General features: G+C 64.2%; 24 protein-coding genes. 15 read left to right on the forward strand and 9 right to left on the reverse strand.

The genetic code is table 11. The annotated features are described in order from the left end of the window. From HV796_RS03930 to HV796_RS03960, 7 genes are all read right to left on the reverse strand, one after another. Nucleotides 1-867, reverse strand: coding sequence for a quinoprotein dehydrogenase-associated SoxYZ-like carrier (locus HV796_RS03930; RefSeq protein WP_175225147.1), 867 nt, complete (start codon nucleotides 865-867; stop codon nucleotides 1-3). A gap of 36 nt (nucleotides 868-903) precedes the next feature. Continuing rightward, a complete protein-coding gene (locus HV796_RS03935) occupies nucleotides 904-1,902 on the reverse strand; it encodes a quinoprotein relay system zinc metallohydrolase 2 (protein ID WP_246355671.1) in 999 nt (332 codons plus the stop codon). After that, on the reverse strand, nucleotides 1,902-2,927 hold the full coding sequence (locus tag HV796_RS03940; protein WP_175225148.1) for a LysR family transcriptional regulator: 1,026 nt from the start codon (nucleotides 2,925-2,927) through the stop codon (nucleotides 1,902-1,904). Before HV796_RS03940 ends, HV796_RS03935 begins: the two co-directional genes overlap by 1 nt. A 7-nt stretch (nucleotides 2,928-2,934) precedes the next feature. After that, on the reverse strand, nucleotides 2,935-3,702 hold the full coding sequence (locus HV796_RS03945; protein WP_246355672.1) for a hypothetical protein: 768 nt from the start codon (nucleotides 3,700-3,702) through the stop codon (nucleotides 2,935-2,937). Nucleotides 3,703-3,758: 56 nt separating this feature from the next. Further along, complete coding sequence (locus tag HV796_RS03950) at nucleotides 3,759-4,667, reverse strand: substrate-binding domain-containing protein (RefSeq protein WP_175225149.1); 909 nt, start codon at nucleotides 4,665-4,667, stop codon at nucleotides 3,759-3,761. 64 nt (nucleotides 4,668-4,731) lie between these two features. Beyond that, on the reverse strand, nucleotides 4,732-5,145 hold the full coding sequence (locus HV796_RS03955; RefSeq protein ID WP_175225150.1) for a c-type cytochrome: 414 nt from the start codon (nucleotides 5,143-5,145) through the stop codon (nucleotides 4,732-4,734). Nucleotides 5,146-5,308: 163 nt separating this feature from the next. After that, entirely contained in the window at nucleotides 5,309-7,117 is a 1,809-nt protein-coding gene (locus tag HV796_RS03960; RefSeq protein ID WP_175225151.1) for a methanol/ethanol family PQQ-dependent dehydrogenase, read from the reverse strand. 320 nt (nucleotides 7,118-7,437) lie between these two features. On the opposite strand from HV796_RS03960, the gene HV796_RS03965 reads away from it, so the two are divergent. The 9 genes from HV796_RS03965 to HV796_RS04005 all read left to right on the forward strand — a co-directional run bounded on the left by HV796_RS03965 (nucleotide 7,438) and on the right by HV796_RS04005 (nucleotide 15,486). Further along, nucleotides 7,438-7,824 carry a 4a-hydroxytetrahydrobiopterin dehydratase gene (locus tag HV796_RS03965; protein WP_175225152.1) on the forward strand — a complete coding sequence of 129 codons (387 nt, stop codon included), beginning with the start codon at nucleotides 7,438-7,440 and terminating at the stop codon, nucleotides 7,822-7,824. A 148-nt stretch (nucleotides 7,825-7,972) separates the two neighbouring features. Beyond that, nucleotides 7,973-9,007, forward strand: a complete 1,035-nt coding sequence (locus HV796_RS03970) for a beta-ribofuranosylaminobenzene 5'-phosphate synthase family protein (RefSeq protein WP_175225153.1) — start codon at nucleotides 7,973-7,975, stop codon at nucleotides 9,005-9,007. 158 nt (nucleotides 9,008-9,165) lie between these two features. After that, nucleotides 9,166-10,092, forward strand: a complete 927-nt coding sequence (locus HV796_RS03975) for an NAD(P)-dependent methylenetetrahydromethanopterin dehydrogenase (protein ID WP_175225154.1) — start codon at nucleotides 9,166-9,168, stop codon at nucleotides 10,090-10,092. A gap of 3 nt (nucleotides 10,093-10,095) precedes the next feature. Then, on the forward strand, nucleotides 10,096-11,358 hold the full coding sequence (locus tag HV796_RS03980; protein WP_246355673.1) for an ATP-grasp domain-containing protein: 1,263 nt from the start codon (nucleotides 10,096-10,098) through the stop codon (nucleotides 11,356-11,358). After that, nucleotides 11,333-12,412, forward strand: coding sequence for a methenyltetrahydromethanopterin cyclohydrolase (mch, locus tag HV796_RS03985; protein WP_175225156.1), 1,080 nt, complete (start codon nucleotides 11,333-11,335; stop codon nucleotides 12,410-12,412). The genes HV796_RS03980 and mch overlap by 26 nt, the downstream gene beginning before the upstream one ends. Then, the gene (locus tag HV796_RS03990) at nucleotides 12,409-13,428 is read left to right on the forward strand and encodes an ATP-grasp domain-containing protein (protein ID WP_175225157.1); all 1,020 of its coding nucleotides are present in this window, start codon (nucleotides 12,409-12,411) and stop codon (nucleotides 13,426-13,428) included. The genes mch and HV796_RS03990 overlap by 4 nt, the downstream gene beginning before the upstream one ends. Beyond that, nucleotides 13,415-14,311 (forward strand): triphosphoribosyl-dephospho-CoA synthase, encoded by an 897-nt coding sequence (locus HV796_RS03995; protein ID WP_175225158.1) that lies wholly within the window; start codon nucleotides 13,415-13,417, stop codon nucleotides 14,309-14,311. Before HV796_RS03990 ends, HV796_RS03995 begins: the two co-directional genes overlap by 14 nt. Nucleotides 14,312-14,442: 131 nt before the next feature. Further along, the gene (gene fae / locus HV796_RS04000) at nucleotides 14,443-14,952 is read left to right on the forward strand and encodes a formaldehyde-activating enzyme (protein WP_175225159.1); all 510 of its coding nucleotides are present in this window, start codon (nucleotides 14,443-14,445) and stop codon (nucleotides 14,950-14,952) included. A 102-nt stretch (nucleotides 14,953-15,054) separates the two neighbouring features. Further along, nucleotides 15,055-15,486 carry a hypothetical protein gene (locus HV796_RS04005; protein ID WP_175225160.1) on the forward strand — a complete coding sequence of 144 codons (432 nt, stop codon included), beginning with the start codon at nucleotides 15,055-15,057 and terminating at the stop codon, nucleotides 15,484-15,486. Between the two features lie 24 nt (nucleotides 15,487-15,510). Here the strand turns inward: HV796_RS04005 and HV796_RS04010 are convergent, their stop codons facing one another. Continuing rightward, nucleotides 15,511-15,984 (reverse strand): dihydroneopterin aldolase, encoded by a 474-nt coding sequence (locus HV796_RS04010; RefSeq protein WP_175225284.1) that lies wholly within the window; start codon nucleotides 15,982-15,984, stop codon nucleotides 15,511-15,513. Nucleotides 15,985-16,407: 423 nt separating this feature from the next. Here HV796_RS04010 and HV796_RS04015 point away from each other — a divergent pair, with 423 nt between their 5' ends. The 6 genes from HV796_RS04015 to HV796_RS04040 all read left to right on the forward strand — a co-directional run bounded on the left by HV796_RS04015 (nucleotide 16,408) and on the right by HV796_RS04040 (nucleotide 22,655). Next, nucleotides 16,408-18,483, forward strand: a complete 2,076-nt coding sequence (locus HV796_RS04015) for a sigma-54-dependent Fis family transcriptional regulator (RefSeq protein WP_175225161.1) — start codon at nucleotides 16,408-16,410, stop codon at nucleotides 18,481-18,483. A 42-nt stretch (nucleotides 18,484-18,525) separates the two neighbouring features. Next, on the forward strand, nucleotides 18,526-19,125 hold the full coding sequence (locus tag HV796_RS04020; protein WP_175225162.1) for a flavoprotein: 600 nt from the start codon (nucleotides 18,526-18,528) through the stop codon (nucleotides 19,123-19,125). Continuing rightward, the gene (locus HV796_RS04025; protein ID WP_175225163.1) at nucleotides 19,104-20,486 is read left to right on the forward strand and encodes a DUF6513 domain-containing protein; all 1,383 of its coding nucleotides are present in this window, start codon (nucleotides 19,104-19,106) and stop codon (nucleotides 20,484-20,486) included. The genes HV796_RS04020 and HV796_RS04025 overlap by 22 nt, the downstream gene beginning before the upstream one ends. Nucleotides 20,487-20,574: 88 nt before the next feature. After that, nucleotides 20,575-20,889: a hypothetical protein gene (locus tag HV796_RS04030; RefSeq protein ID WP_175225164.1), complete on the forward strand. Its 315-nt coding sequence runs from the start codon at nucleotides 20,575-20,577 to the stop codon at nucleotides 20,887-20,889. Nucleotides 20,890-21,018: 129 nt separating this feature from the next. Further along, the gene (locus HV796_RS04035; protein ID WP_175225165.1) at nucleotides 21,019-21,390 is read left to right on the forward strand and encodes a YciI family protein; all 372 of its coding nucleotides are present in this window, start codon (nucleotides 21,019-21,021) and stop codon (nucleotides 21,388-21,390) included. Then, nucleotides 21,387-22,655 (forward strand): RNA polymerase sigma factor, encoded by a 1,269-nt coding sequence (locus HV796_RS04040; protein ID WP_175225166.1) that lies wholly within the window; start codon nucleotides 21,387-21,389, stop codon nucleotides 22,653-22,655. The genes HV796_RS04035 and HV796_RS04040 overlap by 4 nt, the downstream gene beginning before the upstream one ends. Before the next feature lie 167 nt (nucleotides 22,656-22,822). Here the strand turns inward: HV796_RS04040 and HV796_RS04045 are convergent, their stop codons facing one another. Beyond that, on the reverse strand, nucleotides 22,823-24,211 hold the full coding sequence (locus HV796_RS04045) for a PAS domain-containing sensor histidine kinase (RefSeq protein ID WP_175225167.1): 1,389 nt from the start codon (nucleotides 24,209-24,211) through the stop codon (nucleotides 22,823-22,825). Nucleotides 24,212-24,415 lie beyond the last annotated feature (204 nt).

Below are 24,415 nucleotides of genomic sequence, written 5' to 3' on the forward strand. Positions count from 1 at the left end.
TCACAGCTTCGACGACGCGTTCTGTTGCGCGCCGGCTTGCGGGCTAACCGCAACCGCCGCATTGAACTGCTTGCTCTTCGAATCCTCGACATGCGCCTTTAATTCACCGTCGCCACGCGGCACGAACCAGAAGCGGAAGTTCGGATTCTCGCTGATCGAAAAATTGACATCGGCGATCATCACCGGCTTGTCGCCATAGCTGACCGTCACCTTGCGCACGAAATAAGCGGTCGAGTAGTTGCGCGTGACCTGATTCATCGCCATTCCGGTGCGATTCGGATGCCTGATCATCAGCTGCGCGAGTTGCGGCTTGCCGGCTACCGTCTGCCCTTGCAGCGTGAGCCGCACGAGGCCGGCGTTCGCTTCGGCCGCGGCATCGTCCTTGCCCGCCGGCGCCGAACAGCCACCCGACGCCTTCACGAAACGCACCGAGCTGTATAGCTTGCCGTCGTTCGTTTCGGCGATCACCCGCATAAACGTGTAGTCCTCGACCCGCACGCGCGTTTCGATCGTCGCAAAGCCTGAATCCGGCGTGAATTCGAACGAGCCCGCATACGGTTCCGGATTCTCGTCGATAAACAGGTAGACCTTCCTGATGTAGCGCGCGGGCGTCTGCGGAAACTGCGCGGCGATCGCGATCGGCACGACCGCGCCGTCCGCCGCCCGCGCGGGCGCGTCGAGCTTGATCACCGCATCCGCGTGCGGATTGATTGCGCGACCCTTGAACGTGCCGTCCCTGAAATCGACCCAGCGGGCGGGCGTATCCGGGTTGTCTTCCGGATGCTCGTCCGCGTAGGCGGCGCCGACGGTCAGCGTCGCGGTCACGACAAGAAAACCGGTCCACGCGGTTTTCGCGATCCTGTTCATCTCACGTCCCTCCATCCTGCGGCGGAGCCCGTACGTTTACTGCTCCCACTCAAGCTCCGCATACGCGGCCGTCACATTGCGGCGATGATAGATATCGAACAGCCGCCATTTGCCGCGCTCGTCCAGGCCGATCGTATCGACTGCCTGTTGCATCGTCTGCCCTTGCCTAAGCGCCGCGCGCACGTCGTGCACGAGGCGCGCGAGGTAGGCCTGCTCCGCGGCAAGCGCCCGTTGCCACGGTACATCCAGCGGGCCGTGGCCAGGCACGATGCGGCGCGGATTCATTGCACGAATCGCCGCGATATCGTCGAGCCAGCCGAGCGCGCTGCCGTCGATCACCGGAATGCACTGGACGAACAGCAGGTCCCCCGCGATCAGCGTGCCGCTAGCTTCATCGTAGACGGTCAGATCGTTGTTCGTATGGGCGGTTTTCCATGTCTGCAGGCGCAGCACGCGGTGACCCAGATCCAGCGTCATGCTGCCGGACACCGTCAGCGTCGGCGGCACAATCACGCTGCCGTCGGCCAGCGCGCCCAGTTCGCGCTTGAGCACCCGCATATAGCTCTCTTCGTGCGACGCCTCGGCTTCGGCCAGCGTCGCGCTGCCGACGAATTGCGGATAATCGGCCGCAAACGCGACATTGCCGAAGATATGGTCCGGATGCATGTGCGTATTGATCACATAACAGACTGGCAACGGCGTCACCGTGCGAATCGCCGCGCGTAGCGCCCGCCCTTCAGCCGCAGTGCCGCCGGTGTCGATCACCGCGACACACCGTGAACCGACAATAAAACCGATGTTCGCGATATCGCCGCCGTTCGCGCGCGTCGCGACGTCATCCTGGCCGCGATGCATGTAAAGACCCGGCTCCAGCTGCACGACCGGCAGCGGCTGCGCGGCGTCCTGCGGCGCGGCCGCGCAGTGCAGCGGCAACGCAAAACACGCGTAACACGAGAGCGCTCCCACCATCCTCAACCAACCACGCCCGCGCGACGCCACCTCCGCGTCGCCTTCCTTCATACGGATACCGCGCATTACCGGGCCACCGTCCGATCCGTCGCGCCGTCGCCGCCGTGTTTTGTAGCAGCGGCAGCCGCCGCACGCCGCGCGGCCGCCGACGACGGCTGCGGCAGGAACTCAGCATATTCGCGTTCGAGATACGGTTGCGCATGTTCGAGCATGAAACGCCGGAACGCGACGCAGGTCGGTGACAGCTGCTTCGACGTCAGATGCACAATCTGCCAGGTCCGCTCGAGTGGCGTGCCGTTGACGTCGAGCACCGCCAGCGCACCCGCCCGCAATTCAAACGGCAGCGTGTGCAGCGACAGCAGGCTCACACCCATGCCGGCCATCACCGCCTGCTTGATCGTCTCGTTGCTGCCGAGCGTCACGCAGCGCGCCGGCGTGAACAGGTGCTGGCGGAACATATGCTCGACCACCGCGCGCGTGCCCGAACCCGGCTCGCGCAACAGGAACGTATCGCCGGCGAGCTCTTGCAGATCGAAGCGCCGCGCGTCGCGCAGCGGATGATTCAACGGCGCGATGATCACATGCGGGTGCCGCGCGAGCGGCTCGGCGGTGGTGCCGAGCTCGGGCGGCGGTCGGCCCATGATCGCGAGATCGGTCGCGTTATCCTGCAGCAGACGCAGCAGCGTCTCGCGATTGCCGACCGAAAAATGCACATCCACCTTCGGAAACTGCTGCGAATAAAGCGCGAGCAGCTTCGGTGCGAAATAGGTTGCCGAACTGACGATGCTGACCGCGATCGTGCCACTGTCCGCTTGCGCAAGCGACGTCATCGTGTCTTCGATATCCTTGATTTCGCCGAGGATGCGGCTCGCGTGATGCGACAGGCGCTCGCCCGCTTCGGTCAGCGCAAGCCGCCGCGACAGGCGCTCGAACAGCGGCAGGCCGAGCGCGTCTTCGAGCTGGCGAATCTGCATCGACACCGCGGGCTGCGACAGATGAAGCTCTTCGGCCGCGCGCGCAAAACTCGGCAAACGGCTCGCGACCACGAAGATTTGCAGTTGTCGTAGCGTCAGCGCCCGGATCAGGTTCACGCTGTCCTCAGCGACTCGCGCGCGGCGCGTTCGGCAGCGCCGGCGCCGGCTTGCCTTGAGCCGGCGGCAGCTTGCGCACCGCGGCCTGGAACGCGAGCGTTTCAGTCAGCCGGGGGTGCGCGAAATCGTTGTTCTCGCCGGGCACTTCGGTGCGAATCAGCGAGACGCCGCCCGGCACGTCGTCGGCGAACACGAACGTATAGCGCTTGGCGATGTAGTCCGGAAACCGCTGCGCGTTCGGGTCGTTCAGATAGGGCTGGATCTCGATCTTGCGCGCCTTCACCGTCTTGCCGTTCGCATTGCTCGTGACCGGCGTGATCGGCGGGTTCGCCGCGAGCGCAAGCCGCACGCGCTTCTGGAAGTAGCGCCGCTGGCCGCCGGTCAACTGCTCCATTTCGGCGATATCGTGCTCGAGGAAATACACGATCACCGGGTTACACGGCAAACCACCGGACGGCACCGCGACCTTGCCGTTACGATCGCTGACGCTCGCGTCGGCAGCCGAGTTGTTCGGGCTTTGCACGAGCACGCGGATCGTGTCGCTGACCTTTTCCGGCGGATGCGACAGGATCATCGAATAGTCGAGTTCGGTCTGCGCCGCGACGCCCTGCAAATGCGGCGTCAGGAACAACAGGCGCTCGGCGGGCGCGATATCGCTCGACGCATCGGACGCCGGTGACGCGGCGGACGCCGCAGGCGCAGCCGCATACGCGGCCGGCCATACGGCGAGCGCCGCAAACAGGCTGCCTGCCAGACACCACGTCTTACGGCGCATCGGACACATCGGGCGCGACAGGGCGCCGCGCGGCGCTAACGTCGCCAGCCTGTTCATCATTGCGGCGCATTCGTCGCGACAGGCGCGCTCGCCAGCGGCAGCAGCGGCACGTCGTAGCTGGTGAGAATCGTATTGATCTTGTCCTGATGGGTCGCAATCCACTGGTCGACCTTGTCGTGCCACGCCTTTTCGCCGTAGCGCGTGCCCATCGCGATCTCGTAGTCGAAGCGGATGCCCTGCTGCGGCGGGAACGGGACGAGCTTCACCTGATTGCCCGCGAGCTTCGCGAAGTAACCGGCAATCGGCCCCCACACGAACACGACATCGACGTTGCCCTGTCTTAGGTCATGCTGGATCATCTCACCCGGAAACGCCTGCGGGTCACCGCTTTGCGCCTGATACGACACCGCCTGGTCGATCAGGTTGTTCGCCAGCAGCCAGTCCACCGCGGGCGTCTGCGCGAAAATGCCGAGGCGCAGTTTCTTCAGCTGATCGGGCGGCAGCTTCAACAGGTCGTTCGGCGTGTTGATATTCGCGAACTCAGGCTTCTTGACGAACACCATCGCGTAGGTGGAATGCAGATATGAGCGCGTCGTCGACGTCATGTCGTAGCCGTGCGGCACGCCGATAACCAGATCGCACTTGAAGCGCTCGGTATTGGGTTCCTTTTCGCGCAACGTATGGCGTATAAATCCCATGCGCTGCGGAAAGTAGGTGTATTCGACCTTGTAGCCGAAATCGCTCGCCATCGCGGCCGCGATCTTGTTCTCATAGCCTTCGCCCTTGTCGTTCGACAACGGCAGGTTGTTCGGGTCCGCGCATACGCGCAGCACGTTATCGGCGCCGTCGTTGTTCGGTAGCGACGGCGCGCCCTGCGCATGCGCAAATGGCACCGCGCAGCCGGCACACGATAGCGCGAGCGCGGCGCGCACGATGAAGGCGAATCTTGTTTTGCGAGCGGACATGGCAATCTCCGGAACGGGAAACATCGGGTAAACCGATAAGGCCGACGGGGTGGTCCGCATCAGGTCATTTGTCGATCGGTTGCAGATCGCCCGGATTGATCTTGCCGTCGGAACGCCCCTTTAGATACGAATAAAGGTTTTCCCAATTCTTTTGCATCATCTGGCTCGAACTGAAGTCGGGCATACCCTTGTCGATGCGTCCGCCGAATACGGTGCGATGGAATTCGTTCTTGTCGATCGTCTTGAATGCGTCGATCAGCGAAGGGCCGACGAGGCCTTCCTGTTTCGCGCCGTGGCAGCGTTCGCAGGCTAGCGCGCGCCACGTTTTCCATCCCATGTACGTATCGTTGTCGACCTTGTTGCCGTCAACGACCTTGTACGCAACCGGTTTCATCTGCGTGACATTGGTCTGTGCATAAGCAACTGGCCACGCGAGTACAGCCACTGCAAAAGGCAACACCATCAAACGGCCTTTCATGCGTTCGTCTCCATCCACTTTTTGATTCCGCTTGGGACTCGAATAATCGGCTCGACGCGTCGGAACGTGCATGCCGTGTACCACCGCAACGCGGCATACACACTTCCGACACATCGCATCACCACTCTCAGCGCAAGCTGATGTTCACGTCACGCAACCCGCTTCAGCTCGGAATCGCGAAGATGAACAGCGTGCCGCCGAGTGCCGTGTACTTCGCGAGTTCACGATAGCCGCCCACCGCGCCGAGGCCTTCGGTCGACTTCTGCAGGCCCGCTGCCATGCCGATGCCGGCCCAGCCGCCGATGCCCGAATACACGCCGACAAACTGCTTGCCGTTGTACTCGTACGTGAACACGTTGCCGATGATCCCGGACGGCGTCTTGAACTTCCAGAGTTCCTTGCCGTCGCTGATCCGCACTGCCTTGATGTAGCCTTCGAGCGTGCCGTAGAACGCGATGCCGCCGGCCGTTGCGAGCGCGCCGGACCACACCGAGAACTTCTCGGGCTTCGACCAGACAATCTTGCCCTTCGACGCGTCCCACGCGATGAAATTGCCCATCGCGCCGTTCTCGTTCGGACCCGGGAACATCGACAGCGTCGCGCCGACATACGGTTGACCCGACACGTAATCGACGTCAAACGGCTCGTAGTCCATGCACACGTGATTGGTCGGCACGAGGAACAGGTTCGTGTTCGGATCGAACGACGCGGGCTGCTCGTCCTTCGAACCCAGTGCCGCCGGGCAGATGCCCTTCACGTTGTGATCGGGGCCGGCCTTTTGCGTCGAGTAGCTCGCGTTGCGGATCGGCAGACCGCTCTTCAGGTCGACGCTTTCCGCCCAGTTCACCGCCGGGTCGAACTTGCTCGCGACCAGCAGCTGGCCGGTTTCGCGATTGAGCGTATACCCGAAGCCATTGCGGTCGAAGTGCACGATTGCCGGCACCTTCTTGCCGTTGATCGTCAGGTCGGCGAGGATCATCTCGTTCACGCCGTCGTAGTCCCACTCATCGTGCGGGGTCATCTGATACACCCACTTCGCCTTGCCGGTGTTCAGGTCACGCGCGAAGATCGACATCGACCACTTGTTGTCGCCAGGACGTTGCGACGGGTTCCATGTGCCCGGGTTGCCGGTGCCGTAGTAGACAAGGTTCAGCTTCGGGTCCCACGCATACCAGCCCCACGTGGTGCCGCCGCCGAGTTTCCACTGATCGCCCTTCCAGCTCTTGGTCGACGAATCCGCACCGACCGGCTGCATCTTGCCGTCCGCATACGTCATGGTCGAATTCGGATCGAGCAGCATCTCGTTGTCAGGGCCTGTGCTATAGGCTTTCCAGACCTCCTTGCCGGTCTTGATGTCGTAAGCGACGAGGCGCCCGCGCACGCCGAATTCACCACCCGAAATGCCGGTGAGCACCTTGTCGCCGAACACGTGCGGCGCGTTGGTGTTGGTTTCACCCGCCTTCGGATCGCCGTTCTTCGCGGTCCACACGACGTCGCCGGTCTTCGCATTCAACGCGACGAGCGTCGTATCCGCCTGCTGCAGGAAGATCTTGCCGTCGCCATACGCGAGCCCGCGGTTCACCGTGTCACAGCACATCACGGAAATGACCTGCGAGTCCTGCTTGGGTTCGTACTGCCAGAGGAAAGTCTGATCCTTCAGGTTGACCGCGATCACCTTGTTCGGGAACGGCGAATGGATGTACATCGTGTCGCCGATCACGAGCGGGGAGCCTTCGTGACCACGCAGCACGCCGGTCGACATCGTCCACGCGACCTGCAGCTTGCCTACGTTATTTGCATTGATCTGCTTGAGCGGGCTATAGCGGTGATTGTCATAACCGCCGGACTGCGATGCCCAGTTGGATGGGTTCTTGAGCAGCGAATCGAGCTGCGGATCGGCGTTTGCGAAGAAAGAACTCAGCGCCGTTACCGCAGTCACCGCCAGTCCCAGAACCAGGGTGCGTACGTTCATGTCTCCTCCAGATTGGGTAAACCGACACCTCACCTCACGATGACACGCTACCGCGCCACACCAGCCGCGCCGTCCGGATGCGGGTAACGAGCTAAATCCAAGCCGGATTCATTGCCCGGCTCATGCGTATGAAGGCTGGTCGCATATTCCATGCCGACCGCGCGCATCTGGGGTGTACCGCGCGGTTCGGCGTCAAGGTGTTCCGCTTCGCTTCGGATGACGATACATACTGTGTCAAATACGCGATACATTGAAGGCACCCATCGCGCGTTCGATCGCGCGTGCCTCCCCTATCGATATCCCGTCAGTCGAGGTCAGTCATGGCACAAGCCGAACGAGTCTATTCCGATGAAGAAGTGCAGCAGCGGCTTCAGGGTGCATTGCAGCACTGGTACCTGGAAGACGGATGGCTGCGTCGCAAGTACCGCACCGAAAGCTGGAAAGGCACGTTGATGGTCGTCAACACGGTCGGCCACCTCGCGGAAGCCGCGTGGCATCACCCGGACCTGACCGTGTCGTATGCGTTTGTCATCGTGAAGCTCAAAACGCATACCGCCAAAGGGATCACCGACAAGGACTTCGCGCTCGCGAACAAGATCGAGGAAGTGATCCAGTGGCAGCCCGGCAAGGAAGGTGGCGCGCTCGAAGGCACGCCGGCCGACGATCAGCGCTTCCGCTATATCAAGTACGACGCGCCGAAGAGTTGAAGCGCGACGCAGTCAGCACGCGCGTCGGGAACCTTGGCATGCGGCGTGTTCGCATGCGTGGTACGGCTTTTGCCTCGCTGGTGTCGGCTCGCGGTATAGAAGCGCGCAACGCGGGCCCCTACCACGACTCGACAAGGACACGCTCGCCATGCCGATTGACTCTGACCGTCTCGCACCGCTATCGGCGGTGACTGTCGACGCGCCGGCCCGTCTGCATCTGGGCTTTCTCGACCCGAGCGCGTCGCTCGGACGCGCGTTCGGCAGCATCGGGCTCGTCATCGAAGGACGCGGCACGCGCGTCACCGCGCGGCTCGCCGAACGATCGCATGTCGCCAAGGCACCGAGCGACGCGCAGCGTGCGCGCGCGGCGGTGTATCTCGACTGCCTGCACGATGCGTGGGGCGGCCCGCCAGTGGTGATCGATATTGAACAGGCGCCGCGCTCGCATTGCGGTCTCGGCTCGGGCACCCAGCTCGCGCTCGCGGTCGGCGCCGCGTTCGCACGGCTCGCCGGCGTGCCTGCGGCAACTGGCACGATCGCGCAACTGCTCGGACGCGGCGCGCGCTCCGGCGTCGGCGCGCTCGGCTTCGATCATGGCGGGCTGATCGTCGACGGCGGCCCTGTGCGCGGTGCGCAACCGCAAGATGCACGCATGCCGCCGCTGCTGTTCCGGCAGCCGTTTCCGGATGCATGGCGTGTCGTGCTGATCGACGACACCGACCGCGAAGGCTTGCACGGCGACGAAGAACGGCGTGGTCTCGCCGCGCTGGCGCCGTTTCCGCAGGCACTTGCCGCTCACCTATGCCATCTGCTGCTGATGCGTGTGCTCCCCGGCGTCGTGGAGCAGGACTTCGACACCTTCGCGGACGGCATCAGCGCAGTGCAGCAAACCATCGGCGAATACTTCGCGCCCGTGCAAGGCGGCGTGGTCTCGAGCCCGGCGGTCGCCCGTGCGCTGCAGGCCATCGCGAGTCAGCAGAAGGCCGGCATCGGCCAGACCTCGTGGGGGCCGGTCGGCTTCGCGATCGTGCGCAGCGCGGACGCCGCGGAAGAGGCGCTCGCGGCGGCGCGCGCCGCGACGCGCGATAGTCCGTCCGTCGTCTGCTCGATCACGGTCGCGCGCAATCGCGGCGCGACGCTCGGCGTCGAGCGCACGCATAGCTGCAAAGTCGATGTCGGATGACGCCGCGCGGTGCGCGCGCCGGCGCCCGCACCGCGGTGCTTCAACCACGCTGCTTGACCCATTACGTCCACCCCATCACACGGCCTATTGCATCGCACCGAACACCACGCGGCATCGCCTCTGTTCCCCGAAACGCTCCTTGATATCAGCCTACTGCCATGTCCGAAGCTACTGAAAGGCCATACATCCTGCATATGTTCACGGCTACCCCGCAGATGAGTCCGTTTGACGTCAACATGGCAGCCGACGCGGGCTACCAGATCGTCGTGCCATACAGCCACGTCGACGCCAGCAACGTCGTGCAACTCACCCAGGACGCGATCTTTTCGCGCGGCCCGAAAGGCGTGTCACGCACGGGCATTTTCATCGGCGGACGCGACGTGATGCTGGCCGCCGACATGCTCGATCTCGCGCGCCAGGCGATGGTGCCGCCGTTCGAGGTGTCGGTGTTCGCCGATCCGAGCGGCGCGTACACGACGTCGGCCGCGCTGGTCGCGCTGGTCGAGCGGCATCTGAAAGCCGAGCACGGCGAGGAGCTCGGCAGCAAGCGCGTGCTGATTCTCGGCGGCACGGGCGCGGTCGGCCGCGTGTCGGCCGCGTTGATCGCGTCGCTCGGCGGCAACGTCTCGATCGCGAGTCATTCCGACGCGTCACGTGCGCAGCGCGTCAGCGACGAAGTGAACCAGCGCTTCAGCATCAAGACCAAGGGTATCGGCGTCGGCACGGCCGACTCGCTGCATGCGGCGCTCGCGCACGCGGACATCGTGATCGGCACCGCCGCGGCCGGCGTGCAGATTGTCACCAGCGCGGACCTTGCGCATGCGCAGCCTATGCGCGTGGCCGCCGACGTCAATGCGGTACCGCCTGAAGGGATCGCCGGCGTCAATGTGATGGACAACGGCAAGCCGCTTGCCGGCGCCGCGCGACCCGATGCGGTCGGCATCGGCGCGCTTGCGATCGGCAATGTGAAGTATCAGGTCGAGCATCGTCTGTTTCTGCGGATGCGCACCGGCGGCAAGCCGGTGTACCTCGGCTTCACCGAAGCATTCGACGAGGCCCGCGCGATCGTCGCCGGCCGCAGTTGACGAGTGTCCGCGCGCGCCATGCTGACGGTGCCTCGTCGACCCGCGTTGCGTGTATCGGCCCGGCCGTACGCGCGCACGTATGACATCCGCGTGCCGTTCGTCGCGATCGCGGGCCTTTCCGCACGGCTTTTCACCGAATCGGCGGGACGGGCTCGCCTGAACGTCGCCGCACTCGATCTGTTCGGCGATCGCGATACGCGGCAGCGCGCGAAAGTCTGGCTCGATATCGGCGGCGCGGGTCTGTCGGTCGATCGCGATAAGCTCTTCGATGCGCTCGCACGCGCCGCCCGCCTGCCTCGGATGCTCGGCCTGATCGCGGGCGGCGGGCTGGAACCGTTCGCGCGCGAGTTGCACGAGCGGCCGGGCCTACCGCGCTTCATCGGCAACGACCTGCGTGCGATAGCGGCCGTGCGTGAACCGCGGCGCTTTTTTGCGCTGCTCGATGCATTGGGTATCGCGTATCCGGAGGTGACGTACACGCGACCTACTGATTCGCGCGGCTGGATCGGCAAGCACGCCGATGGATGCGGCGGCACGCATATCCGCGCGGCGAGCGATACGGACGCCGCTGTGCCGTCGCCCGATTACTTTCAGCGCGTAGCCGCCGGGCGCTCAATGTCGGCGTTGTTTATCGCCGCCGGCGGACACGCAATGACCGTCGGCTTCGCGGAGCAGTTGAGCGTCGCGTACGGCGCGCTACCGTTTGTGCATGCGGGCTCGCTCGGACCGATCGATCTGCCGCCACCGGTCGCGTCGCGCATCGACGGCATGGTGCGCGAGATCGTCGCAAAGACGGGCCTGACCGGCATGAACAGTATCGATTTCCTGCTCGACGACGACACCGTCAGCGTGCTCGAAATCAATCCGCGACCTTCGTCGACCGCCGCGCTTCACGAACTCGCCTCGCCGGCAGCGTGGCCGCATGGCTTGCTTGCGTGTCATATCGACGCTTGTGTCAAAGGGCGGCTGCCGCAACCGACCGGCACGGCGCCGCAGCGATGCATCGCACAGCGCGTCGCATTCGCCCCGCATGGCTTCACCGTCACACAGCATGTCAGCGACACGCTGTTCGCCGCGCCGTGGTGCCGCGATGTGCCGCAGCCCGGCGTGCGCATCGCGGCGGGCGAGCCCGTCTGCACCCTGATCGCGACCGCCGCGGCGCCCGCGCTGCTCACCGACGAACTGGAACGGCAGCGCGCACGTCTTATCGAACTGATCGACACTTGCCACGAGTCCCACGATGACCTCACCACACGAACCGGCTAACCCGTCGCACGCGCTTTCGCACAATAAGCTAAGCGTCAACCGGCTTGCCGAACCGCTCGTCGAGCAGTTGCTCGCCGATGCGGCGCGGCTACGCATCGATGTGTCCCGCACCGCATCAGGCACGACGATCGTCGACGCCGGCGTCGCCGCGCGCGGCAGCGTCGCAGCAGGGGTTCAAATCGCGCGTATCTGCATGGGTGGGCTCGGACACGTCGCGCCGCGTGTCGCGGCCGAGCGCGAGCCGCTATGGCCCACGATGATCGAAGTGCATACGTCGACGCCGGTGCTTGCGTGCCTCGGCAGCCAGTACGCGGGCTGGAGCCTTGCGGCCAGCAAGGAACAGAACAACGGCAAGAAGTTCTTTTCGCTCGGCTCGGGTCCGGCGCGCGCGCTCGCGTGTAAAGAGCCGCTGTTCGACGAACTCGGCTACCGCGACCGTCACGACAGCGGCGCGTTGGTGATGGAAGTGAACCAGTTGCCGCCGCAAGCGGTCATCGACAAGGTGCTGAACGACTGCGGCCTCGCGCCCGAGCGTCTGACGATCGTCGTCACGCCGACCCAGTCCATCGCGGGTACGGTGCAGGTCGTCGCGCGGGTCGTCGAAGTCGCGCTGCACAAGGCGCATGTGCTCGGCGTGCCGCTCGACGGCATCGTCGAAGCAAGCGGCATCGCGCCGCTGCCACCGCCTGCGCCCGATGCGCTCGCCGCGATGGGCCGCACCAATGACGCGATCCTGTACGGCGGCCGCGTGCATCTGACGGTGACGGACGACGCGCTTGCGCGGCGCCTCGCAGCCGAACTGCCGTCATGGAATTCGCGCGATTACGGCCGCCCGTTCGCGGATGTGTTCGCGTCGTTCAACCACGACTTCTATCAGATCGACCCGGCTCTGTTCGCGCCGGCGGAGGCGTGGATCAGCAGCCTCGAAAGCGGTGCGACCTATTACGGCGGACGGCTCGACGGCGCATTGCTGCATCGTCAGTGGGACGGCGCCGCTGATCCGCTCGCAACGAGCACACCCGCGTCAGGCCAAAGCGACGCAGGTCCGCAATGAGCGACATGCCGTTCAGCGCAGATCTGCGCGTCGCGATCATGACCGACGAAACCGGCTGGCATACCGCGCGCCTGAAAAAGGCGTTCCGCGCGCGCGGCGTCGACGCGCGCTGCATCGACCTCGCCGCGTGCCGGATCGATACGACATGGGAACCGTACGGCCTCGCGCTGCCCGGGTTTGGCCACGCGCTGCCCGACGCGGTGTTCGTGCGCGGCATCGCGGGCGGCACGTTCGAGCAGGTGACGCTGCGCCTGGGCATCCTGCATGCGCTGCGCGAATGTGGCGTGCCGGTCTACAACGATGCGCGCGCGATCGAGCGCAGCGTCGACAAATCGATGACGAGTTTTCTGCTGCACCGCAGCGGTGTACCGACGCCGGCAACGTGGGCAGGCGAATCGGCTGCGTTCGCACAGCGTGTGCTGATGCGTGAGACCGCGGCCGGGCATCAAGTCGTGTTGAAACCGCTGTTTGGTTCGCAGGGCAAAGGCTTGCGGCGGCTCGGCGCAAGTGCGCGACGCGACGGTACGTTGGTCCCGCTGCCGCCGCTCGCGCGGTATCAGCAGGTCGCGTATCTGCAGCGCTTCGTTGGCATAACCAGGCGGACGGCGCCCAGGCTACACGCCGGACCCGCGTTCGACTGGCGCGTGCTCGTGATCGGCACGCGCGCGGTGGCGGCGATGCAGCGCGTCGGCGGCCGCGGCTGGATTCACAATGTCGCACGCGGCGCGCGCTGCGAACCCGCCGTGCTCGACGACACGCTGGCGCAAACCGCCGTGCGCGCCACGCAAGCGCTCGGGCTCGACTACGCGGGCGTCGACCTGATCCCTTCGCCCGACTCGCATGACGCGGCGCACGCAAGCCCGCTTGTGCTCGAAGTGAACGGCGTCGCCGCATGGCGCGGGCTGCAAACGGTCACACCGTTCGATATCGCCGCCGCACTCGTCGACGACCTGCTTGACCGAAAGCTCGCGGCCGCCGTTCCCCCGCCTGCACCGATGCGCCATGCAAGCGTCTGACGACCCGCTCGTACTCGCCCGCCATGCGTTCTTGCGCGCGTGCAGCCTCGATGTGGCAACGCCCAAACCCGGCAACGTCAGCATCGATCGCGCGGGACACCGGATGGATGCGGAACAGTTCATCGCCAGCGCGTCGGCCTGCGTCACGGCGCTATTCGCGCACCGTACACCGGTCGGCGCGCGCATCCTCGACGCGGTGATGAGCACGCAGCAGGCGGTCGGCTGCAACACGAATCTCGGCATCGTGCTGCTGGTCGCGCCGCTTGCCGCCGCGCTCGAAGAGCCCGGCAGCCTGCGCAGCGCGGCACACTGGCGCGACGCGAACGAGCGCGTGCTCGCGCACCTGAGCGTCGACGATGCGAAAGCAACCTACCTGGCGATCCGCGCGGCCAACCCGGGTGGCCTCGGCGACGCATCCGAACAATCGGTGCATGCGCAGCCGACCATCAACCTGCGCGCCGCGATGAAGCTCGCCGCCGCGCGCGACAGCATCGCGCGCCAGTACGAGAACGGCTTTGCCGATATCTTCACGACCGGTCTCGACGCGATTGCCGCACTGCTACAGGCAAACCCTGATGCCACACCCGAGACCCTCACGCTCGACGTGTTCCTCACCTTCCTGTCCGCATGGCCCGATTCGCACATAGTGCGCAAGCAGGGTGTGACGGTGGCGCAAAGTGTCACGCGCGAGGCGGCCAGACGGCACGCGCAATGGCGTCTATCGCCGCAGGGCCCGCAGGCAGCGCGGCTCGATGCATGGGATGCCGAATTAAAGCGTGAAGGCATCAATCCGGGCACGAGCGCGGACCTGACTGTCGCGACGCTGTTCGTCGCGATCTGTCTTGCACCGCAGCGTTTTTTGCGCAGCGCCGCCGGCTCGTGACACGCGCTGGATTGGCACGCTTCCTGTTAGACGATGCGATGGTGCCTTCTCCGCTCGCCTGTGCGGCAGAGCGCCGCACGCCGCGGGCGCCCCCCCAGCGTTGACAGATCCAACTTCATCGGAGGAACAGCATGGCCAAGATAAACCGCGTCCTGGTAGGCGAGTCGCTAGTCGGCGATGGCAACGAGGTCGCTCACATCGATCTGATCATCGGACCGCGTGGTTCCGCAGCCGAAACCGCATTCTGCAATGCGCTCACCAACAACAAAGACGGCTTCACGTCACTGCTCGCCGTGGTCGCGCCGAACCTGATGGCCAAGCCGAACACCATACTGTTCAACAAGGTGACGATCAAGGGCGCCAAACAGGCGGTGCAGATGTTCGGCCCCGCGCAGCACGCCGTTGCGCTGGCCGTCGCCGATTGCGTCGAGGACGGCACGATCCCGAAAGATGAAGCCGACGATCTGTTTATTTGCGTCGGCGTCTTCATTCACTGGCAGGCCGAAGACGACAAGAAGATTCAGGAATTCAACTACAAGGCAACGCGAGAAGCGCTGCAACGCGCGGTAGCGGGCGAGCCGAGCGCGGCGGAAGTGGTGTCGAAGAAGAGTTCGGCCGCGCACCCGTTCGCGCCGAACTAGCGGTCGATACCCGCTGGTCGATGCAAGCCGCGTAACGGACGGCGATCCGGCGCGCGACTTGCATCGGCGGATGATCATAGTGTTTCGATAAGAGGTCCTCGCATGACTTCACGTTGTCGCACGCGGCTCGCGATTCTCTCGGTGGCATGCGCCGCGTGCCTGCCGCTTGCTGCGCTGGCCGACGGGCCGGCATCCGCAGGTTCCGCTAACAACGCGGCGCCTGCACAAGGCTACAGCTATCCGACCGAGGGGCGTGTCGAGTACGTGCTCGGCTGCATGGACGAAAAAGGACACGATTTCGCCAACGTCTACAAGTGCTCCTGCACGATCGACAAGATCGCGGCTGCGCTACCGTACGACGATTATGTCGAGCAGTCGACCTTCTCGAAGTACGCGACGATGGGCGGAGAAGGCGGCGCTGAATTCCGGATGGACAAGGCACGCGCACAGACGAAGAAATTCCTCGCATTGCAGCAGGCTGCGTACGATCAGTGCGGCCTGGGTAAGCCGGCCGCATCGGCCTCGGCAAAATAGCGCGACAGCGGCGCGGCGGCGAGCTCAATCGGGAACCAGCCCTTCCCCGAGCGACGCGCATTTACCCCAGATGCTGCGTGTGTCGCTGCGCCTGCGTTCCCGTTCGATCAGCACGCCCACCGCGGCGACGTCGTCGAACTTCGCGGGCTTGCTGAGCGACACGCGCACCCAATGCGCGCCGAACGTACCGATCATCAATTGTGCGATCTGTTCGGCAAGCGCCTCGAGCAACTGGACCTTGTGCGTCGCAAGAAGCGTATGCAGCGCGGTGCGCACCGCCGAATAGTCGACGGTATCCGCAATGCGATCGGTATCGCATGCGCGCAGCCGCGGCACGCCAATCGCGAGATCGAGCCTGACCGGCTGCGTCGTATGCAGTTCGGGCGCGTCGATGCCGATCACCGTCTGGCCCGTGAAGCCCTCGATATAGACGATGTCCAGCGCGGCGCGCGCCGACGCATGGGTCATGCCATCGCCCGCCGTCAGCCGCTCGTTCATGTCGGCAAGCGGGATGTCGATCGGTTGCCGGATCGCGCGCATCGCATCGAAACGCTCCATAAGGGTTACTCCGCTGCCTGTCGGCTTCCAGGTGGTCGAGGTGGATCGGACTGAGCGCCGCCGTTGCGCAGTGCATACGAATGCCATGCGCGTGGCAGCCTGTCACATTAAGCAAAAAGCGCGCACGGAATGGGGTCCTTATAAGACTACTTATTGATGACCGGCGCTATCGGTTGTAGAGTGTTCGCAATCGGGCAATGAAGCAGGTGCCTACAATCGTCTGTCTGTTGTGGCTGTGGTTGTGGCTTGGCGGATGCGCGACGCAGATTCGCGCGGCGCGCAGGGGAAGAGGTAAACATATAAAGGCGTCGGCGCGCCGCTAATTCGGTGCGGATAAGCCGAACGCAATGGAGACGCCCCAACATGTCATCGCTCGCTGACATCAACTCACACATCCGTGATGTCCTGAACACGGTCCATAACCAGTCGCCCACGCGTCAGACGAGCGATTCGGTCGCGCAATCGTGGACGCGCTGCCTGAACGAGTTCGGTCTCGATCCGGGCCGCTTCATCATGCCGCCCGTGCTCACGCAGCACGAGCTTTCAGCGCGCCGCGAAGCGGCGACCGATCTGATCGCATGCTCGAAGCTCGAAATGACCACGCTGTATCAGCAACTCGCGGACCCGAGCCTCGCCGTCGTGCTGACCGATGCGGACGGCGTGATCGTGCACCAGGTATCGTCGGTACCGTTCAGCGAAGCCGTTGCCGCGGATGGTCTGCGCGTCGGCGCGGTGTGGAGCGAGCGCACCGCCGGCACGAACGGCATGGGCACCTGTCTGGCCGAACGCGAATGCCTCGCCGTCTATCAGCACGAGCACTTCTATCCGCGCTACACGTCGCTCACCTGCTCCGCCGCGCCGATCCTTGACGACCATGGCATGGTCGTCGGCGTGCTCGACGTGACAAGCCGCTCGAAACTGTTGCAGCAGCACTCGCTGGTGCTGGTCGGCATGTCGCGGCAGATGATCGAAAACCGGCTGATCGACTCGCGCTACCGGCGCGCCAACATGATCCACTTCCATAGCCGGCCCGAGTTCGTCGGCACGCTGCACGCGGGCAAGCTGGCCGTCGACGACGCAGGGATCGTGCTCGCGGCAAGCCGCAGCGCGCTATTCCAGCTCGACCTGCGTTCGCCGGACCAGCTGTGCGGCAAACGGATCGAGGAAGCATTCAGCGCGAGCCTCGAAGACATGATCGCGCGCAGCATTCGCGGCTCGTTCCATCCGGTCACCGTCTATGGCGCGCGTACGAACAATCGCTTTTTCCTCGTCGCGCAAACGCCGCGCGATGCGACCACCTTTGCGAGCGCCTTCTCGACACTGCCTGCGCCACGCGCGACGGCCGGCGATGCCGCGCCGCGCGGCCGCGCCGCAAAGAGCAAGGAAAGCCGCGCACCGGCCAGCAGCCGTCTCGACAAACTCTCGCAACTCGAATTCGGCGACCCGCGGATGGCCTCGCAAATCCAGCTCGCCGCGCGCGCGATCCAGCGCAAGATCCCGATCATCCTGCGCGGTCAGACGGGTACCGGCAAGGAAGTGTTTGCGAACGCACTGCATAGCATCAGCCCGAATAGCAGCGGCAGCTTTGTCGCGGTGAATTGCGCGTCGCTACCGGAAAACCTGATCGAAAGCGAGCTGTTCGGCTATCGTGCCGGCGCGTTTACCGGTGCGCAGCGCGAAGGACGACGCGGCAAGATCGTGCAGGCGAACAACGGCACGCTCTTTCTTGATGAAATCGGCGATATGCCGATGGCGCTGCAAGCGCGTCTATTGCGCGTCCTTGAAGAGCACGAAGTCACGCCGCTGGGCACCGAAACCACGCAAAAGGTCGACTTCCAGTTAATCAGCGCGAGCCACCGCAATCTGCTCGACCTCGTGCAGCGCGGGCTATTCCGTGAAGACCTGTATTACCGTTTAAGCGGCATCGAAATCAATCTGCCGGCGCTGCGCGAGCGCGCGGACATCGGCGCGCTGATCCAGCATCTGCTCGACAGCGAAACGGACGATGCGCCGGCCCTCAGCGCGGAAGCGCGCCAGGCGCTGCTCAACTATGCGTGGCCGGGCAACATCCGCCAGTTGCGGCACGTGCTGCAGATGGCCATCGCGCTGTGCGACGGCACGGAGATTCGCTGCACGCACCTGCCGCCAGAAATCATGCAGGTCAGCGGCGCACCGCTGACCGTTGCACGCACAACCGACGCGCCTGCCGCGATGCAGGAGATACCCGGTGCTCCGACGGACGACTGCGACGTATCGACGCTCAACGCAATACAGATCAAGGAACGCGAAACGGTGCTCGCGATGCTCGACGAACACCGCTGGAACGTCAGCAATGTCGCAAAGACGCTCGGCATTAGCCGCAACACGTTGTACCGGAAGATGCACAGACTGTATATCCGGCTCTCGCACGACACGCCGTCTCCACTCAACGATGCCTGACGCACGGCCACGCGTATCGCCGAACCCACGGCGGCACGGTCCATGAGCGCGCCGACGCCCGCTCGCCGCCCCGGCGAATTCAGGCCCGACGCGCGCTTCGCATGGTGCGTGACCGGCTCCGGCCATATGATCGAGGAATCGATCGACCTTGCGCTGCAACTGCCGGACGTCGATATGTTCCTGTCCGCAGCCGGCGAGGAAGTATTGCCGCTGTACGGCTGGCCCATCGCCAGGCTGCGCGAACATTTCCGCGTGATGCGCGACAACAGCGCGAGCAGCGTGCCGGTCGGCATGCTTTACGAGGGGCTTTATCACACGGTGGTGATTGCGCCCGCAACCAGCAACACGGTCGCGAAATGCGCATTGGGCATTTCCGACACGCTGCCGACGAATCTCTACGCGCAGGCCGGCAAGCAATGCGTACCCGGCATCGTTTTCGCATGCGACACCGAGCCAACCGTGATCACCCAGAGTCCGCACGACTGGGTCGAGTTGCGGCCGCGCGCGATCGAACTCGAGAACGTCGAGCGGCTCGCGCGGATCGAACACACCACCGTCGCGCGCTCGCTCGACGAGCTGCGCGGCGCGCTCACGCAACGGCTGACGACTCTCGGGCTCGCATGGAACACATCGTCTTCCTGACCGGCAGACTGGCCGAAAAAAGCGTCGTGCAGGTGCTCGAAGGCTTCGCGAATCCGACCTTCACGTGGGAAGTGCGCGAAATCGGCCTGCAGGTCGCGGGGCTCATGACCGCCGACATGATCCGTCGGCGCGTGCCGCTGCCGCTCAACGCAAACCGGCTGATCGTGCCCGGCCGCTGCCGTGGCGATATGGATGCGCTGACCGCGCATTTCGGCGTGCTGGTGCAACGGGGACCCGATGAGATCAAGGACTTGCCGCAATTCTTCGGACAGGCGGCGCGCAAGCTGGACTTATCTCGCTATGAGACCGAGATTTTCGCGGAGATCGTCGATGCGCCACGGCTCGATTTCGATGGCATTGCCGCGCGTGCCAAGCGATTCGCGGACGACGGTGCTGACGTAATCGACATCGGCTGCCTGCCCGATACGCCGTTTCCGCATCTCGAAGAGGCCGTGAGGATGCTGAAGGACACCGGCTATCGCGTGAGCGTCGATTCGATGCTGACCGATGAGCTGCTGCGCGGCGGACGGGCGGGCGCCGATTACCTGATGAGCCTGAATGCCGACATGTTGTGGATCGCCGATGAAGTGCCGGCAACGCCGATCGTCGTTGCACGCGAGCCGCGCGATACCGCGTCGCTACATCAGGCGATCGATACGATGCTCGCACGCGGCAAGCCGTTTCTTGCCGATCCGATTCTCGACCCGATTCCGTTTGGCTTTGCCGCTTCGGTCGCGCGTTACGTCGCGTTGCGCGAGCGCTATCCGCAGATCGCGATCATGCTTGGCATCGGCAACGTCACCGAGCTGACCGAGGCCGACACGACCGGGATCAATGCGCTGCTGCTCGGCATCGCGGCCGAGTTGCGCATCGCCGCCGTGCTCACGACGTCGGTCAGCCTGCATGCACGGCATGCGGTACGAGAAGCGGACGTCGCGCGACGCATCATGCATGCGGCCCAACAACAGCAAGTTCTACCAAAAGGGATTTCCGGCGATCTCGCCGCGCTGCATGCGAAGCGGCCCTTTCCCTATAACGCCGATGAAATCGCGGAACTCGCCGCCGCCGTACGCGATCCGAATTTTCGCGTGCAAGTGTCAGGCGACGGAATTCACGTGTATAACCGCGCTGGCCATTTAAAGGCCACCGACCCATTCGAGCTTTATCCGCAATTAAACGTTGAACACGACGGCGGACATGCGTTCTATCTCGGCGTGCAACTCGCGCGTGCCGAAATCGCGTGGCAGCTTGGCAAACGGTTCGATCAGGACGAACCGCTCGACTGGGGTTGTGCGGTCAAGCGGCCTGAGCAGGATCTGACCGCGTGGCACCTGCCGGGCAGCACGAAGAAACGAGGCTGACGCGTTGACGTCTTGCCGCGATGCCCACGGCCGGCGGCTCGGAACACGCGCGGCATGGTAGCGTTGCGTCATTGAATGGAGACGTGACATGAAAAACCCACCGCACCTCTGGCCGATCCTTCTCGCGTTGACGCTCCCGCTTGCTGGCTGTGCGACTGGCGGCGGCACGCAGACCGGCGCGCACACGCATCTGAGCGCCACGCAATGCAGCGACCTCACAGCGGTCAGGAACGGCGCACCGACCACACGCGAGCTCAACAAGAGCGAATTGGCGGCGCTCGGGGAAGCGGGTTACCACCCGGCATTGGGCTTCGATCCGTACTATCCGGCTAATCTGCAGGCGGCGCAGCGCCAGGTCGATCTCTGGTATCAGGCAGAATGCCCGCAGGCGCAGTCCCATTGATGCGCACTGCGTACGCCCGCCCGTGCGCGACTTTATTTGACGCCACCTGTCCGTCCGCATACGGCCCGCGCGTCATTGTGATGGCGGTCCGATTTCATCACCCGCCTCAACCTTATGACGGAGGCTCATATGCAATACCTTTTGATGATCTATTCGGAAGAAAACGGCTGGAACAAGATGACCGACAGCGAGCGGCAGCAAGGCGTCGCCGCGTACCAGGCGTACACCGAATCGTTGAAAAAGGCAGGCGCGCTAGTGGGCGCCGACCGGCTGCAGCACACCAGCACGGCCACCACGGTGCGGCTCGTCGACGGCAAGCCGCAGGTGCTTGACGGACCGTATTCCGATTCGAAGGAGCAGCTTGCCGGCTACTACCTGATCGACGTGCCCAATCTGGATGCGGCGATCGCGTGGGCGGCGCGTTGTCCCGGCGCGGGGCACGGCATCATGGAAGTGCGCCCGGTCTGGACCGCCCCGTACGATGCGCCATCCGTTGCATGAGTCGGTCCGGCGGCGGCCGTGATGCGGACGGCGCCGCGCATTCGATAGCCGAGGCAGTCGCGCGCCGCAGTTACGGCAAGCTCGTCGCGCTGCTGGCGATGCGCACGCGCGACCTGGCCGCGGCCGAGGATGCGCTCGCCGACGCATTTGCGGCCGCGCTCGCGGACTGGCCGGCGCGCGGCTGCCCCGCGAACCCTGAAGCGTGGCTGATGACGGTTGCGCGCCGCCGCGCGATCGATGGCGCGCGTCATCGCCGTGTCGGCGACGTCGTGGCGAACCAGCTCGCGATCCTCGCCGACGAGATCGACGAGCGTGACGCAGGCGCGTTGCCCGACCGACGGCTTGCGCTGCTATTCGCGTGCACGCACCCGGCGCTCGAAGCCGCGATTCGCACGCCGCTGATGCTGCAGGCGGTGTTGGGACTCGAAGCGAAGACGATCGCATCCGCGTTCCTGATGTCGCCTGCCGCGATGAGCAAACGCCTTGTGCGGGCGAAGAACAAGATTCGCGAAGCGGGCATTCCGTTTAGCGTGCCCGAGCGCGAGGAGTTACCCGGCCGGCTCGCGGCGGTACTGGAAGCGGTCTATGCGGCGTATGCGGAAGGTTGGACCGACCCGGTCGGCAGCGATACCGAGCGCCGCGATCTCGCCGGCGAGGCACTGTTTCTTGCACATATGCTCGCGGAACTGCTGCCCGAGGAGCCAGAGGCGCTGGGTCTGTTGGCGCTGATGCTGTACGCGCAGGCGCGACGCGATGCCCGACGCAATGCGGCCGGCGACTACGTGCCGCTGTCCGCTCAGGATCCGTCGACCTGGAACGCGCCCATGATCGACACAGCCAACGCGCTGCTGCGGCACGCGAACGCCTTCAATGCGATCGGACGCTTTCAGCTCGAGGCCGCGCTGCAGTCGGCGCACGTGCACCGCTGCCAGACGCGTCGCCCGAACTGGGATGAGATCGTGCAGCTGTACGATGCGTTGTTCACGATTGCAGCAACGCCCGTGGTCGCGGTGAACCGCGCGCTCGCGGTAGCGGAACGGGACGGCCCGCAAGCGGCGCTCGACGCGCTCGAGTCGTATGCGGACGATCCACGGCTGGCCGACTACCAACCCTACTGGGCCGCGCGCGCGGATCTGCTGGCGCGTGCAGGCGCGACGGCCAAAGCGCTCGACGCGTACGATCTCGCGATCGGCCTCGAGCGCGACCCGGCCGTGCGCCGGTTCCTGCAGCGCAAGCGTATGGATCTGTCATCGTCGGCCAGATGACCTTTTGCAACATGCAAGGGCTTTAGAACATGTTCTGTTCCGAAGCTTCGAGTCGCAGGAGCCACAGACGGGACCCAGATTCAGATAGTGGCGCATGCAGGCTTGAGCGAGCGACTTCAACGCATCGGCCTCCTTTAACACGGACCTGATGCTTGCGTCCGAGCGTTTTAAAGCGCGCCGTCGTGCGCGCCAATCGCCGGCACACTAAACTCGACTGTCACACCGTGTTCTGTATTGTTCCTGATCCGGATTTCGCCCCCATGCGACTGGACGATTGCCTGACAGATCGACAGCCCCACTCCCATGCCTTCGGGCTTGGTCGTGAAGAACGGTTCGAAGAGCCGCTCTGCATCGTTCGGTGCGATGCCCGCTCCCGAATCGCACACGGCGACGAGCACTTCGCCCGCCTCACCGCGACGCGACTCGATAACCAGTTCTCGTGCGCGGTTGGCTACCGCAGCCATCGCCTGAAGACCGTTCATCACCAGATTGATCGTCACCTGCGCGAGTTGCACCGGGTCGCCAAGCACAGGCGGCAGATCGGGATCGAGCCTTGTCTTCAGCGTTGCCTGATGATTCAGGAGTTCGCGATGGACGAGCGGGATGACGTCCCTGATCACGTCGTTGATCGCGAGGCTCGTCACCTGTAACGGCTTTCGCTTCGTCATTGCGCGGACGTGCCGGATAATCTCGGTTGCGCGCCGACATTCGGCACCAATATGCTGCAACGAAGACAACGCCTCATTGATGTTGGGCGAGTCACGATTCAGCCACCTTAAACCGGCTGAGCTCTCGGCGCCGATCGCGGCGATCGGCTGGCCCAACTCGTGCGCAATTGAGGTCCCCAATTCACCGATCGTCGTGAAGCGGGTCCCATGTCCCACCGCGTCTTCGTTTCGCTTGCGTTCAGTGATATTGGTGCTGGTCTCGAGGATGGCAGTCGGCACGCCCTGCTTGACACACAGTATCGAACAACGCGTCGCGGTTGCGACGACCGAGCCGTTCTTCGTTGCATGAACGACTTCGCCTTCCCAATAGCCGCTTTCAAGCAAAGTCTGCTTGATCTGCTCGAAGTCGATCGGATAGCGCGAGCGCAATAGCGAATGTGACATCTCGCCCAACGCTTCGTCCGCTTTCCATCCAAAGATCGCTTCCGCGCCACGATTCCAGTAGCTAATCGTGTCATCCATGCCGCGCACCATCACACTGTCATGCGTGAGATCGAGTAGCTGTGCTTGCTGTCGATGAATTGCCCCAAGTCGGCGCACGTGGTTCACGAGCCAGCTCACGATTGACGAGCTGGCGAAAAACGCGATCAGCGCCCAGAAGTCCGATGCGATGTCGACACGAAAGCTGAAGACGGGTGTAGCAAAGAAATAATCGAGGCTGCCGATCGCAATCACCGGGAGCAGGATCGTCGAAACGAAGTGGCCAAATAATGACAACAGGACGATTTCGGTCATACAGATCGACGCCGCAACCATCATGTTCGCCCCGAACCGGAAGCTGAGCCATGTAGAAAGCACAAGGAGTGCACCGCCGACGGCGGTCAGCATGAAAGCCGTCCGATACACTCGCACGAGTCGCTCTGCCATCGCACTCGAATTCATCGCGCGAGGCAGAGGGTTCGCCACACGATCATCCATTCGGTCCCCACCCGGTGACGCCGGCGCGACGGCTCGGCGAGATCAGTCAGGATCACACGTGAGGGTATTTAACGTCCATAGGGGTAACGCCAAAACACGCGCGCGGCTCACAGG

The sequence above is a fragment of the Paraburkholderia humisilvae genome, from assembly GCF_902859855.1.
GTDB classification, from domain to species: Bacteria; Pseudomonadota; Gammaproteobacteria; order Burkholderiales; family Burkholderiaceae; genus Paraburkholderia; species Paraburkholderia humisilvae.